General features: G+C 65.0%; 14 protein-coding genes. 5 read left to right on the top strand and 9 right to left on the bottom strand.

Annotation, left to right across the window (positions count from 1 at the left end; translation table 11 throughout):
• Positions 1 to 9: 9 nt before the first annotated feature.
• Complete coding sequence (gene coaD / locus ABCN56_RS17640) at positions 10 to 510, top strand: pantetheine-phosphate adenylyltransferase (protein WP_343082148.1); 501 nt, start codon at positions 10 to 12, stop codon at positions 508 to 510.
• A 115-nt stretch (positions 511 to 625) separates the two neighbouring features.
• Here coaD and gap (ABCN56_RS17635) read toward each other — a convergent pair whose 3' ends face one another.
• From gap (ABCN56_RS17635) to ABCN56_RS17620, 4 genes are all read right to left on the bottom strand, one after another.
• The gene (gene gap / locus ABCN56_RS17635; RefSeq protein ID WP_343082147.1) at positions 626 to 1627 is read right to left on the bottom strand and encodes a type I glyceraldehyde-3-phosphate dehydrogenase; all 1002 of its coding nucleotides are present in this window, start codon (positions 1625 to 1627) and stop codon (positions 626 to 628) included.
• Positions 1628 to 1729: 102 nt separating this feature from the next.
• Positions 1730 to 1873, bottom strand: coding sequence for a hypothetical protein (locus ABCN56_RS17630; RefSeq protein WP_343082146.1), 144 nt, complete (start codon positions 1871 to 1873; stop codon positions 1730 to 1732).
• Between the two features lie 30 nt (positions 1874 to 1903).
• Positions 1904 to 2908, bottom strand: a complete 1005-nt coding sequence (gene gap / locus ABCN56_RS17625; protein ID WP_343082145.1) for a type I glyceraldehyde-3-phosphate dehydrogenase — start codon at positions 2906 to 2908, stop codon at positions 1904 to 1906.
• Positions 2909 to 3083: 175 nt separating this feature from the next.
• Positions 3084 to 3635, bottom strand: coding sequence for an HPF/RaiA family ribosome-associated protein (locus ABCN56_RS17620; RefSeq protein WP_343082144.1), 552 nt, complete (start codon positions 3633 to 3635; stop codon positions 3084 to 3086).
• Between the two features lie 157 nt (positions 3636 to 3792).
• Between ABCN56_RS17620 and ABCN56_RS17615 the strand changes: the two genes are divergently transcribed.
• Together ABCN56_RS17615 and ABCN56_RS17610 are read left to right on the top strand one after the other, a co-directional pair.
• The gene (locus ABCN56_RS17615; RefSeq protein ID WP_343082143.1) at positions 3793 to 4221 is read left to right on the top strand and encodes a DUF2267 domain-containing protein; all 429 of its coding nucleotides are present in this window, start codon (positions 3793 to 3795) and stop codon (positions 4219 to 4221) included.
• A 94-nt stretch (positions 4222 to 4315) separates the two neighbouring features.
• Positions 4316 to 5275: a DUF808 domain-containing protein gene (locus tag ABCN56_RS17610; RefSeq protein WP_343082142.1), complete on the top strand. Its 960-nt coding sequence runs from the start codon at positions 4316 to 4318 to the stop codon at positions 5273 to 5275.
• 9 nt (positions 5276 to 5284) lie between these two features.
• On the opposite strand, the gene tkt is transcribed toward ABCN56_RS17610, so the two are convergent.
• Entirely contained in the window at positions 5285 to 7303 is a 2019-nt protein-coding gene (tkt, locus tag ABCN56_RS17605; RefSeq protein ID WP_343082355.1) for a transketolase, read from the bottom strand.
• Positions 7304 to 7541: 238 nt separating this feature from the next.
• Between tkt and ABCN56_RS17600 the strand changes: the two genes are divergently transcribed.
• Positions 7542 to 8069 carry a hypothetical protein gene (locus ABCN56_RS17600; protein WP_343082141.1) on the top strand — a complete coding sequence of 176 codons (528 nt, stop codon included), beginning with the start codon at positions 7542 to 7544 and terminating at the stop codon, positions 8067 to 8069.
• Entirely contained in the window at positions 8062 to 8436 is a 375-nt protein-coding gene (locus ABCN56_RS17595; RefSeq protein WP_343082140.1) for a cell division protein ZapA, read from the top strand. The genes ABCN56_RS17600 and ABCN56_RS17595 overlap by 8 nt, the downstream gene beginning before the upstream one ends.
• 94 nt (positions 8437 to 8530) lie before the next feature.
• Here ABCN56_RS17595 and grxD read toward each other — a convergent pair whose 3' ends face one another.
• The 4 genes from grxD to ABCN56_RS17575 form a co-directional block, all read right to left on the bottom strand.
• Positions 8531 to 8890 (bottom strand): Grx4 family monothiol glutaredoxin, encoded by a 360-nt coding sequence (gene grxD / locus ABCN56_RS17590; RefSeq protein ID WP_343082139.1) that lies wholly within the window; start codon positions 8888 to 8890, stop codon positions 8531 to 8533.
• Positions 8891 to 8918: 28 nt separating this feature from the next.
• Positions 8919 to 9161, bottom strand: a complete 243-nt coding sequence (locus ABCN56_RS17585) for a BolA family protein (RefSeq protein WP_343082138.1) — start codon at positions 9159 to 9161, stop codon at positions 8919 to 8921.
• A gap of 140 nt (positions 9162 to 9301) precedes the next feature.
• On the bottom strand, positions 9302 to 11461 hold the full coding sequence (purL, locus tag ABCN56_RS17580) for a phosphoribosylformylglycinamidine synthase subunit PurL (protein WP_343082137.1): 2160 nt from the start codon (positions 11459 to 11461) through the stop codon (positions 9302 to 9304).
• A 250-nt stretch (positions 11462 to 11711) separates the two neighbouring features.
• Positions 11712 to 12623, bottom strand: coding sequence for a LysR family transcriptional regulator (locus ABCN56_RS17575; protein ID WP_343082136.1), 912 nt, complete (start codon positions 12621 to 12623; stop codon positions 11712 to 11714).
• Between the last annotated feature and the right edge of the window lie 144 nt (positions 12624 to 12767).

The following is a 12767-nucleotide window of genomic DNA, read 5'->3' as shown; positions in this document are numbered from 1 at the left end:
AGGAATATCATGCGCATCGGCCTGTATCCCGGCACATTCGACCCGATAACGCTGGGTCACACCGATATCATCGAACGGGCCACGTCGCTGGTTGACAGGCTGGTCATCGGCGTGGCGATCAACCGCGACAAGGGACCGCTGTTCTCGCTCGACGAGCGGGTGGCGATGGTCGAATCGGAGTGTTCCGAGATCGCCCGGCGCAGCGGCTGCGAAATCGTGGTGCACCCGTTCGAGAACCTGCTCATCGACTGCGCGCGCGACGTGGGCGCGACGGTGATCGTGCGTGGCCTGCGCGCGGTCGCCGATTTCGAATATGAATTCCAGATGGTCGGCATGAACCGCGCGCTGGATGCCTCCATTGAGACGGTGTTCCTGATGGCCGACGCCCGCCGCCAAGCGATCGCGGCGAAGCTCGTGAAGGAAATCGCGCGGCTCGGTGGTGACGTGTCCAAGTTCGTCACGCCCTCTGTCGCGAAAAAGCTGGCAGCGAAATACGGGCGCGGGTCGTAGGCCGGCGTTCCCTCTGTTTTGGCGGGCGAAGGCCGCGCTTCAATATCCTGAGTGCCAAAGAAAAAGCCCCGGTGCGACACACGCCGGGGCCTTTTTCGCGTGAACGTCGGGGTGCTCAGATCAGCTTGCCGATCGCAACGGCGGTATCCGACATCCGGTTCGAAAAGCCCCATTCGTTGTCGTACCAAGTGAGGATCCGGCACATGCGGCCTTCCATGACCTTGGTCTGGTCGAGGTGGAAGATCGATGAATGCGGGTCATGGTTGAAGTCCATCGACACGTTCGGCTGGTCGGTATAGCCAAGGACCCCCTTGAGCTTGCCCTTCGATGCCGTGACGATCGCCTCGTTGATCTCTTCGACGGTCGTGTCGCGCGCCGCTTCGAATACGAGGTCCACGACGGAAACGTTGGGCGTCGGCACGCGGATCGCCACGCCGTCGAGCTTGCCGTTGAGTTCCGGCAGGACGAGGCCCACGGCCTTCGCGGCGCCCGTCGAGGTCGGGATCATTGACAGCGCCGCCGCGCGGGCGCGGTAGAGGTCCCTGTGATAGGTGTCGAGCGTCGGCTGGTCACCGGTGTAGCTGTGGATCGTCGTCATGAAGCCCTTGGTGATGCCGATAGCGTCGTTCAGCACCTTGGCCACGGGCGAGAGGCAGTTCGTCGTGCAGGAGGCGTTCGAGACGATGAGGTCGTCCTTCGTCAGCGTGCCGTGGTTCACGCCGTAGACGATGGTCTTGTCCGCCCCCTTGGACGGCGCCGAGACCAGGACCCGCGAGGATCCGTTTTCAAGGTGGACCTGCGCCTTCTCCTTGTCGGTGAAGATGCCGGTGCATTCCATCACGACGTCGATGTGCTTCCACGGCAGTTCGGCGGGGTTTCGGATCGCCGACACTTCGATGGGTCCGCGCCCCACGTCGATCGTCGTTTCCGTCGTCTTCACTTCGCCGGGGAAGCGGCCGTGCACGGAGTCGAAACGCAGGAGATGCGCGTTCGTCTCCACCGGGCCGAGGTCGTTGATCGCGACGACCTCGATGTCCTTGCGCCCCGACTCCACGATCCCGCGCAGGACGTTGCGGCCGATGCGTCCGAATCCATTGATCGCAACCCTCACTGCCATGATGGCCTCCTGTGTCAAATGACTGAGCCCCGGAGAGGCCCCGGGGCGATGTTATCGCTAACATCCAAATTTTGCGTCAAAGGTCAACAGAGACTAGCGCGCTCAGCGCCAGAAGGCGAGCCACTCCACGAGACGGTCGAGGATTCGGCCGAGGACGAGAAGCAGCCCCCAGCCGAGCAGGAAGTAGTCCAAAAGAAAGATCGCCGCGACGAGCGCGACGATCCATATGGCGATCCGATTGGTCATGGGCGGGGCCGCGAAACCCCAAGGCTCCTCTCAGTGCAGGAGCCGCCCCATCGCGCCGGCCACGTCGGCCATGCGGCAGGAGAAACCCCACTCGTTGTCATACCAGGCGAGCACCCGAACGGTGCGCCCGCCCACGACCTTGGTCTGGTCAGGGGCGAAGATAGACGAATAGGGCGTGTGGTTGAAGTCGATCGACACCTTCGGCTCGGGGTCGTAGGCCATCACCATGCCCATGTAGCCAGCGGCCGCTTCGCGCACGATCTCGTTCACGTCGGCGACGGTCACGGACTTGCCGGCTTCGAAGGTCAGGTCAACGGCCGAGACGTTCGGCGTCGGCACGCGCATCGCGGTGCCATCCAGCTTGCCCGCGAGTTCCGGCAGAACCTCGCCAATCGCCTTCGCGGCGCCGGTCGAGGTCGGAACCATGGCCATCGCGGCGGCGCGGGCGCGGTAGAGGTCCTTGTGGCGGCGGTCGAGCGTCGGCTGATCGCCGGTGTAGGAATGGATCGTCGTCATGATCCCGCGCTCGATCCCGATGGCGTCGTTCAGGACCTTCGCGAGCGGCGCGAGGCAGTTCGTCGTGCAGGAGCCGTTGGAAACGACGTGGTGCTCAGCGGTCAGCTGGCGGTGGTTCACGCCGTAGACCACGGTTTTGTCGGCATTCTTCGCCGGGGCGGAGACGAGCACCCGCTTCGCGCCGCGCCCGAGGTGGACGGCTGCCTTCGCCCGATCGTTGAAGACGCCCGTGCATTCCAGCACCACGTCGCAGCCTTCCCAGTCGAGCGTCTCGGGATCGTAGCTCGACATCACCTCGATCGGGCCGCGCCCGAGGTCGAGCGTGTTGCCGGTCACGCGGACCTCTCCACCGAAGCGGCCGTGGACGCTGTCGTACTTCAGGAGATGCGCGTTCGTCTCGATCGGGCCGGTCGCGTTGATCTTCACGACCTGGACGTCGTTGCGCGACGCTTCGGCGATATGCGCCAGCGTGCAGCGCCCGATGCGGCCGAAGCCGTTGATCCCGATGGTGACGGTCATGCGCGTACTCCTTCGCTCTCCGACCGCGCGGGGCCAATCGCGCGGATCCTCATTTTTTCCTACACGCGCAGGGCTCGCCGGAAAAGTACGAAAACGACGCTTTTTCAGGATGTTAGCGAAAACATCCGCTGTTAGCGGAAACACCGGCCGCAAGTCTGCGGCCGGTGTGCTGCGGTCAGGCCCGCATCGAGACGTTGACGGCGAAGGGACCCTTCTCGCCGTCCATCAGGCTGAACTCGACTTCGCTCAGGTAATCGATCCTCTCCCAGTCCTCGCGAACGACGCTGTCACGCTGGAAATAGACCTCGAGTCCGCCGGGAGTCTTGATGAACCCGTAGCCCTCATCCGGGAACAGGCGCACCACCTGGCCGTGGTGCTTTTCGGGGTGGCTCTTGACGTGAACCGGGCCGGACTTTCGGACATGGTCCTGAAGCTGCCGCTGCGCCGCGTTGAAGCTGTCGCGGATCGCCACGTTCAGGTCCTCATGCGCATTCTGGTCACCCGGCTTGCCGCTGACATGCACCGAGCCCCCTGGAACCTCGATGTCGAGCGCGACATAGAACAGGTGCCCCTTGTGCCCCTGCCGCGTCGTCTTCTCGACAGTCACCCGGCACGAGGTGATCCTGTCGTGGAACCTTTCGAGCTTGTCGATCTTCTCGCGGATGATTCCTTCCGCCGCATCCGAATGGTCGAGGCCGCGGAAGGTGATCTGGGGTTCGGTTTCCATGGGGCGCTCCTTCATCATTGCTCTTGATGGAAGCCTGCCTCGCCGCGACGGCTCGCTCCATGATCTGCGTCAAGCGGGGCATGACGCAGGTCAATGCAGCCTCTTCCCCTTCGTGCTTGGCTCCCTCGAGGATCGGTCAATCCGAAGGAGGAGGGAAATGAGCGCTCTGGGGCTGAAGATCATCGACGAAGCCGTGCAGACGGCCAATGTCTGGTTGAACGAAGTCGATTACCGCACCGGCTGGGACGACAAACAGCGAGGCTATCGGTTGATGCGCGCGGTCCTTCACGCGATCCGCGATCACCTGACGGTCGATGAGGCTGCTGATCTGGGTGCTCAGTTGCCGACCCTGATCCGCGGGATCTACTATGAAGGCTGGAACCCGTCGCGGAACCCAGTGAAAATGCGGACGGCCAAGGCTTTCGAGGACCGGATCCAGAAATCCTTCGAAACGGATCCGCTGGGTGACGCGCCGCACGCGATCGGCGCGGTGATCGACGTGCTCGACGCGCATATCTCGGCCGGTGAGATGAAGGACGTCCGCGAGGCCTTCACCAAGGAGATCCGCGCGCTCTTCGACGCCTGATCGGCCATCGCCGTCATCCGCCCGCAGACCCGTCTTGCGTCCGCGGGCGAGGGCCTTACCCTGACGAAAGGCAGACAGGGCAGGGAATGAATCGATGAGCGGACTTCTGGCGCTTCTCGACGACGTGGCGGCGCTTGCGAAACTCGCGGCGGCGCAGGTCGATGACGTGGCCGGGCAGGCCGCCAAGGTCGGCGCGAAGGCCGCCGGCGTCGTCGTCGACGACGCGGCGGTGACGCCGAAATACGTGACCGGCCTTCCGGCGGTCCGCGAAATCCCCATCGTCGCCAAGATTGCGCGCGGCTCGCTCTACAACAAGCTCGTCATCCTCTTGCCGGCCGCGATGCTTCTGAACGCCTTCGCGCCTTGGGTCCTGATGCCTCTCCTGATGATCGGCGGGGCCTATCTGTGCTTCGAAGGGGCCGAGAAGGTGTTGCACGTCCTCTACCCGAAAAGCGACGAACATCACGCCCCGGAAACGATCGACGCCGCGCATCTGGAACGGGAGCGCGTCGCCGGGGCGATCAAGACCGACTTCATCCTTTCAGCAGAGATCATGACGATCTCGCTGGCCGCGATCGAGGCGGACAGTCTCTGGATCGAGGGGGTGGTTCTTGCCGCCGTCGCGGTCGGGATCACGCTGCTCGTCTATGGCAGCGTGGCGGTGCTGGTGAAGGCGGATGACATGGGTCTGAGGATGCACCAGACCGGGCGCCTCGCCGCGACGCGGGCTCTGGGTCTCAGGATCGTCAACGGCATGCCTTCGGTCATGACGTTCATCAGCACGGTCGGAACGGCCGCCATGCTGTGGGTCGGCGGTTCCATCGTGCTTCATGGGCTTGATGAGCTTGGCTGGCATGCGCCCTATGCCTGGATCCACCACGCGGCCGAGGCAGCGGCGCATGCGGTCCCCGCGATTGCGGGGGCCGCCGCCTGGATCGTCACCGCGGGGCTGGACGGCTTCTTCGGCCTCGCCCTCGGTTTCCTGCTGATCCCTGTCGTCAAATACCTGATCGAGCCCCTCGCGGGGCTCGTCAGGCCGGGCAAGTCGCACTGAGCGGGCTGCTCAGAGCAGCGATTTGACCTTCGCGGCCACGGCTTCGGCGGTGATGCCGAATTCCTCGTAGAGCCGCTCTGCCGGGGCCGAGGCGCCGAAGCTGTCCATGCCGACGAAACCGGCCTTCGCCTCGCGCCCGCGCTCGCCGAGCAGCCAGCGGTCCCAGGGCTGGCGAACTGCGGCCTCGACGGCAACGCGCACCGGACCCGCGGGCAGGACCTTCTTGCGATAGGCCTCTTCCTGCGCGGCGAAGAGTTCCATGCAGGGCACGGAAACGACGCGGGTGCCGATGCCCTCGGCCTGCAGAAGATCGCGTGCCTTCAGCGCCACTTCCACCTCGGAGCCGGTCGCCAGAAGGATGGCCTTCCGCTTGCCCTCGGCCTCGCGGAGCACGTAGGCGCCCTGTGCCGAGAGGTTTTTCGTCGTGTGCTTGTCACGGACGAGCGGCAGGTTCTGACGCGACAGCGCCAGAACGGACGGCGTCCGCTTCGAGGTCAGCGCCAGTTCCCAGGCTTCGGCCGTCTCGACCACGTCTGCCGGGCGGAAGGTGTAGGTGTTCGGCGTCGCACGGCACATGGCCAGATGCTCGACCGGCTGGTGGGTGGGGCCATCCTCGCCGAGGCCGATGGAGTCATGCGTCATCACGTAGGTGACCGGAATGCCCATCAGCGCCGACAGGCGCACGGCGCCGCGCGCGTAGTCGGTGAAGACGAGGAACGTCCCGCCATAGGGGCGGAAGCCCCCGTGCAGCGCGATGCCGTTCATCGCCGCGGCCATGCCGTGCTCGCGGATGCCGTAGTGGACGTAGCGGCCCCTGCGGTTGTCCGGGTTGAAGATGCCGAGATCAGCGGTCTTGGTGTTGTTCGATCCGGTCAGGTCGGCCGATCCGCCGATCGTCTCGGGCATGACAGGGTTCACGACCTCGAGCACCATCTCGGAGGCTTTCCGCGTCGCGACCTTGTGCTTGGCTTCGGTCGCCTGTTTCTTCAGCGCGCGGATCGTCGTGGCGAGCTTCTTCGGCGTGTCGCCTGCCATGCGGCGCTCGAACTCTTCGCGCTTGGTCGAGGAAAGACGGGCAAGGTTGCCTTCCCAGACGTGGCGCGCGGCGACGCCGCGCTTGCCGGCTTCGGCCCAGGCGGTGCGGATCTCCGCCGGGATCTCGAAGGGCGGGTAGTTCCAGCCGTAGATTTCGCGCACCTTCGCGATCTCGTCGGGGCCGAGCGGCGAACCGTGGGCCGATGCGGAGTCCTGCTTCTTCGGGCTGCCGAAGCCGATATGCGTCTTGCAGTCGATCAGAACCGGGCGGTCGGAGTCCTTCGCCTCGTTCATCGCGTGCTCGATCTCGACCGGGTCATGGCCGTCGCAGGCCAGGACGCGCCAGCCCGCGGCGGCGAAGCGCGCGCGCTGGTCGGTGATGTCCGAAAGGCTCACCTTGCCATCGATCGAGATGTTGTTGTTGTCCCAGAGCACGATCAGCTTCGACAGCTTCTGCATGCCGGCAAGGCCGATCGCCTCGTGGCTGATGCCCTCCATCAGGCAGCCGTCACCCGCGATCACCCAGGTGTGGTGATCGGCGACGCCCGCGCCGAAGCGGGCGCGGAGCGCTTCTTCGGCCATGGCGAAGCCGACCGCGTTCGCGATGCCCTGGCCGAGCGGACCGGTCGTGGTCTCGATCCCCTTCGCGTGCCCGTATTCGGGGTGACCTGCCGTGATCGCGCCCCACTGACGGAAGTTCCGGAGCTGGTCGATCGTCATGTCCTCGTAGCCCGTCAGGTGCAGAAGGGCGTAGAGGAGCATCGAGCCGTGGCCCGCCGACAGGATGAACCGGTCCCGGTCGGCCCAGTCGGGCGTCGAGGCGTCGAACTTCAGGTGTTTCGTGAAGAGCACGGTTGCCACGTCCGCCATGCCCATCGGCATCCCGGGATGGCCCGAATTCGCGGCCTGGACCGCATCCATGGCAAGAACCCGAAGCGCAGCGGCCATGTTCCAGTGGTGCGCGTGCTTGTCGCGGAGCGTGGCGATATCCAATGCAGTCATCCTTCGTCTTAAGGCACGGTGGCGTTTCGCGAGGCTTCTGATAGCAGGCCCAAGCACAATAGCAAGCGCGGGCCCCAAGTCATTGGGCGAAAAGGGGGCTCATGCACCGGGCGGATTCGGTTAAGATTGAACGAAGGTCGGAAAAATCCGATTCGCTTCGGGCAGAGGCGCCCGCAGCATCATGAAGTCTCGGCCCGGCAATGAACGGGCGACAGGGGGAACAGGCAGGATGAGCGAACTCGCCGAATACCAGAGGCGGATCGCGGCCGCGCTTGACCGGATCGGGAAAGGACTCGAGGCGCGGGCAGCGGAGGTCGCCGAACCGGCGTTCGAGGCCGGCATCGACCCGGAGGTCGCAGCGGAGTTGGAGAGCCTGCGCGCGGCACTGGCCACGGAGCGCGACTCGAACAACCAGTTGATCGAACGCATCCGCGCGGTCCGCAGGAAGCAGGAACGCGCCATCGCCGGGCTCCAGCGGCAGATCACGGACCTCAAGCGCGATGCCGATGCCGCGGCCGTGGAGCTTGAGCGGCACAAGCGGGTCGCCGCGGAACTCGCCGACACGAACCGGGTTCTTCGTGAGGCGGCAGAGGCGGGCGTGTCGGATCCTGAATTGCTCAACGCCTCGCTGAAGGCCGAATTCGACGCGCTCCGGGCCGCCCGCGCGGCCGAAATCGCCGAACTCGACGCTATACTCAGCGCGCTTGGGCCGGTCATGGACAAGGCGGAGGCGGGAGAGGAGGCCAATGATGCCTGAGGTCAAGATCTCCATCGGCGGACGTGAATTCGATGTCGCCTGCCAGGACGGGGAAGAGCACTTCCTGCACGCCGCCGCCAAGATGCTAGATAACGAAGCGAGCGGGCTCGTCTCGAATATCGGCCGGATGCCGGAATCCCGGATGCTTCTGATGGCGGGGCTGATGCTGGCCGACAAGACCGCGGCGCTGGAGGATCAGCTTCGCGCCGCAAAGGCGCGGGCGGAGGCGGTCGAGGCGAAGCTCGCGTCCGCCCAACCGGATACGGACAGCGGAGAAGAGACCGCCAGGGCGCTGTCGCTTCTGGCCGAAATGGCGGAACGCGTCGAGGCGCTGGCGGCGAGGGTCGAGACCGTCGACGAGGACTGATATTCGCGTCTTTCCGGCGCGCCCAAGGCCCCTGCAACGCAGACGGCCGCGCACAGGGCGCGGCCGCGGCGATACGGTGAAGGAGTGATCCGTCTCAGGCGTTGGCGGCGCGGATCTGGTCGGCGGCTTCCTTGTTGTAGGTGACGCCCTTGTTGTCGAACAGCTGGTCGAGCTCGCCCGAGAGCGTCATCTCGGTGACGATGTCGCAGCCGCCGACGAACTCACCCTTGACGTAGAGCTGCGGGATCGTCGGCCAGTCGGAGAACTCCTTGATCCCCTGGCGGACCGCGTCATCGGCCAGCACGTTGACGTCGACATAGTCGACGCCCATGAAATTCAGGACGCCCGCCACGCGGGAGGAGAATCCGCACTGCGGCATCATCTTGGTGCCTTTCATGTAAAGCACAACATCGTTGTTCTCGACGGTCTCACGGATCTGGTCGATCGCGCTCATGTCCTTGATCCTCTTCTTGGGGGGCGCCTCAGTCAGGCGCCTTCGTGGTCAGGGCGAGCGCATGAAGCTCGCCATTCTTGCCATCCATCTTGCCCTTCAACGCGGCATAAACGGCGCGCTGCTGCTGGACGCGGTTCAGCCCACGGAAGCTTTCGTCGATCACTTCGGCGGCGAAGTGGTTCCCGTCGCCCGCCAGATCGGTGATGGTGATCTTCGCCTCGGGGAAGGCGTCGCGGATGAGGTTTTCGATGTCTTGGGCTTCCATTGCCATGGGGCGTTCCCTGCCGTTCTTACCTTGCTTCGAAATGTAGGACCCGCCGCGCGGGGCCGCAAGGTGGCTCCGTCATGCTGGGCCCGCCGCGGCGATTCCGAGGTGCCGCGGCCGGGTTGTCTGGGTCTTTGGGCGGTCGATCAGGAAATCGCGGCCGCGAAAGCGGTGCGGTAGATCGCCGAAAGTTCCGCCAGAGGAGCCGAAGCCGCGCCCATCGCCACCGTATCGCCGCCGAAGCGGCCGACTTCGGCGACCGGCACGCCCGCGGCGCTTGCCGCGGCCCGGAAGGACATCGCCTCACCCGGTTCGATCGCCACGAGGTAGCGCGCCTGATCCTCGCCGAAGAGCTGGCCGGCGTCGCCCGAAGCGAGCGTCACCCCGATGCCAGCCGCCTCGGCCATCTCGAAGGCCGCGAGCGCGAGTCCGCCGTCGGCGAGGTCGGTCGCCGCCCGGACGAGCTTGCGGTTGGCGCGCAGGAACTCGCCGTTCCGGCGTTCCACGGCGAGATCGACATGCGGCGCATCGCCGTCTTCGCGTCCGAAGGCTTCGACGAGAAGCGCCGATTGGCCGAGGTGGCCGTTCGTCTCGCCGATCACGAAGGCCAGGTCGCCGTCGACCGGGAGCCCCGCGATGATCTCGTCGAGCGAGGAGAGAAGCCCCACCGCGCCGATCGTCGGCGTCGGCAGGATGCCCTTGCCGTCGGTTTCGTTGTAAAGCGACACGTTGCCCGAGACGATCGGGAAGTCGAGCGCCCGGCAGGCCTCGCCGATGCCTTTGACGGCGCCGACGAACTGGCCCATGATCTCGGGCTTCTCGGGGTTGCCGAAGTTGAGGTTGTCGGTCGCGGCCAAGGGCAGCGCGCCCGTCGCGGTCAGGTTCCGCCAGGCTTCCGCGACGGCCTGCTTGCCGCCCTCGAACGGGTTGGCCTTGACGTAGCGCGGCGTCACGTCGGACGTGAAGGCGAGCGCCTTCTCGGTCCCGTGAACGCGCACGATGCCCGCCCCGAGACCCGGCATGCGGACCGTGTCGGCCATGACCATCGTGTCGTACTGTTCCCAGACCCATGCCTTGTGGGCGTAGTTGGGCGACGAGATCAGCGCTGTGAGCCCGGCGATGGGGTCGATATGCGGCGGGTTCTCGAGCGGCGCGGCGGCCGGCGTCTCCACCCAGGGGCGGTCGTATTCCGGCGCGTTGCCGGACAGCGCCTTGAGCGGCAGGTCGGCCTTCACCGCGTTGCCATGGAGGATGAGGAAGCGGTCTTCGGCGATCGTCTCGCCCACGACGGCGAAATCGAGGTCCCATTTCTCGAAGATCGCGCGCGCCTCGGTCTCTTTCTCCGGCTTCAGCACCATGAGCATCCGCTCCTGGCTTTCCGAAAGCATCATCTCGTAGGCGGTCATGCCCTTCTCGCGGCAAGGCACGCGGTCGAGGTCGAGCCGGATCCCGAGGTTGCCCTTGTCGCCCATCTCGACGGCCGAACAGGTCAGGCCGGCCGCGCCCATGTCCTGGATCGAGATGACCGAGTCGGATGCCATGAGCTCGAGGCAGGCTTCGAGAAGGCGCTTTTCGGTGAAGGGGTCGCCAACCTGAACGGTCGGGCGCTTTTCCTCTATCGTGTCGTCGAACTCGGCCGAGGCCATTGTCGCCCCGCCGACGCCGTCGCGGCCGGTCTTGGCCCCGAGGTAGACGACGGGCATCCCGACGCCGGAGGCCGCAGAGTAGAAGATCTTGTCGGCCTCCGCGAGCCCCGCCGCAAAGGCGTTCACGAGGCAGTTGCCGTTGTAGGCGCGGTGGAACCGGACTTCGCCGCCCACGTTCGGAACGCCGAAGCAGTTGCCGTAGCCGCCGATGCCCTCGACGACGCCCTTGACCAGATGCGCGGTCTTCGGATGCGACGGCTCGCCGAACGACAGCGCGTCCATCGCGGCGATCGGGCGCGCACCCATCGTGAAGACGTCGCGCAGGATGCCGCCCACGCCGGTCGCGGCGCCCTGGTGCGGTTCGATGTAGGAGGGGTGGTTGTGGCTCTCCATCTTGAAGATGACGGCGAGCCCGTCGCCGATATCCACGACGCCCGCGTTTTCCCCCGGTCCGCAGATCACCTGCGGCCCCGTGGTATGCAGCGTACGCAACCATTTCTTCGAGGACTTGTAGGAGCAATGCTCGTTCCACATCGCCGAGAAGATGCCGAGTTCCGTGAACGTCGGCTCCCGTCCGATGATGTCCAGTATGCGCTGATATTCGTCGGGCTTCAGCCCGTGCGCGGCGATCAGGTCGTCGGTGATCTTCGGCTCTTCCATTTGGGCCCCCGCTCAGAGTCGGGCCTCTCATAGAAGATGCCCCGCCGAGGGGAAAGGGCCGACCGCCGCGAGTCTGGCGAAAAAAAAGGCCGAGCAAAGCTCGGCCAAAGTCCAACAGGGAGGTAGAAGGTGATGAGAGTTGCCTCAACCATCACCTTCAAGCCCGATTTATGGGCAGTATGCGCACGGTTCAAGGAAATAAATGCCGCAAGTGCAACATAGCCGACATGCGTTGCATACATACCTCAGGTCAACCGGAGATTGCATCCTCTTCGTGCTGCCGCCGGCGGTAGGCGATGATCTCCTCGGTGACGAAGTCGCGGAAGGCCGCAACGCGCTTGGAGTGGCGCAGTTCTTCCGGATAGGCGAGGAACACGGGCACCTCGACGGATTCGACGTCCGGGAGGACGCGGATGAGGTCCGGGAAGTCAGCGGTCAGGTAATCTGGCAGTACCCCGATGCCGAGATGGTTCGCCACGCCTTGCAGCACACCGAAGTAGTTGTTGACGGTCAGAGTGGAGGCGATGTTCAGCCCCAGAAGCCGTGCCACCAGAGAGGCGCCGGCCGCGACTTGCGGCGTCCCCGCGTGCTGGGCGATCAGGCGGTGGTTCGCGATGTCCTCGATCGTCTCCGGCATTCCGTGCTCGGAAATGTATTTCGGCGTCGCGTAAAGACGCATGCGGATGTTCATCAGCCGCCGCCGGATCAGGTCCGCCTGCGAGGGTTCCTTCATCCGGATCGCCACGTCCGCTTCCCGCATCGGCAGGTCCAGCACGCGCTCTTCCAGCATCAGGTCAAGCTTGAGATTCGGATAGCGCTCGTAAAGCTTCGGGAGCCGCGGTGCGAGCCAGAGCGTGCCGAAGCCCGTGGTCGTGGTGACGCGCAACTCGCCGAACACCTCTTCCTCGGTGTCCCGGATCCGCGCCGCGGCCGCCTCAAGCCGCTTGTTCATCGCCTGCGTGGCCTCGAACAGAAGCTCGCCCTGCTCGGTCAGAATCAGTCCCCGTGCATGGCGGTGGAAAAGCGTCGTGTTCAGGCTTTCTTCCAGCGCCCGGATCTGCCGGCTGACCGCCGACTGCGAAAGGTGCAGCGCGTCGCCGGCATGCGTGAGGCTGCCCGCGTCCGCCACCGCATGAAAGATTCGCAGCTTGTCCCAGTCCATATCGCTTGCTTTCTGTCTGCTTTCGTCCGCTTTTCGAAGTTTCCTTACATAGGCCAGACGGACGTAACAAAAAAGTATTTCACGGATTTTTCGTTTTGTAGGTCAGCTTTTTTGACCTAACATCAAGATGCGCTCGTTTCGCTG

Source organism: Ostreiculturibacter nitratireducens (genome assembly GCF_032670585.1).
Classification (GTDB): domain Bacteria; phylum Pseudomonadota; class Alphaproteobacteria; order Rhodobacterales; family Rhodobacteraceae; genus Ostreiculturibacter; species Ostreiculturibacter nitratireducens.
The sequence above is the reverse complement of the archived record's forward strand: the minus strand, read 5'-3'. Positions and strand labels throughout refer to the sequence as shown.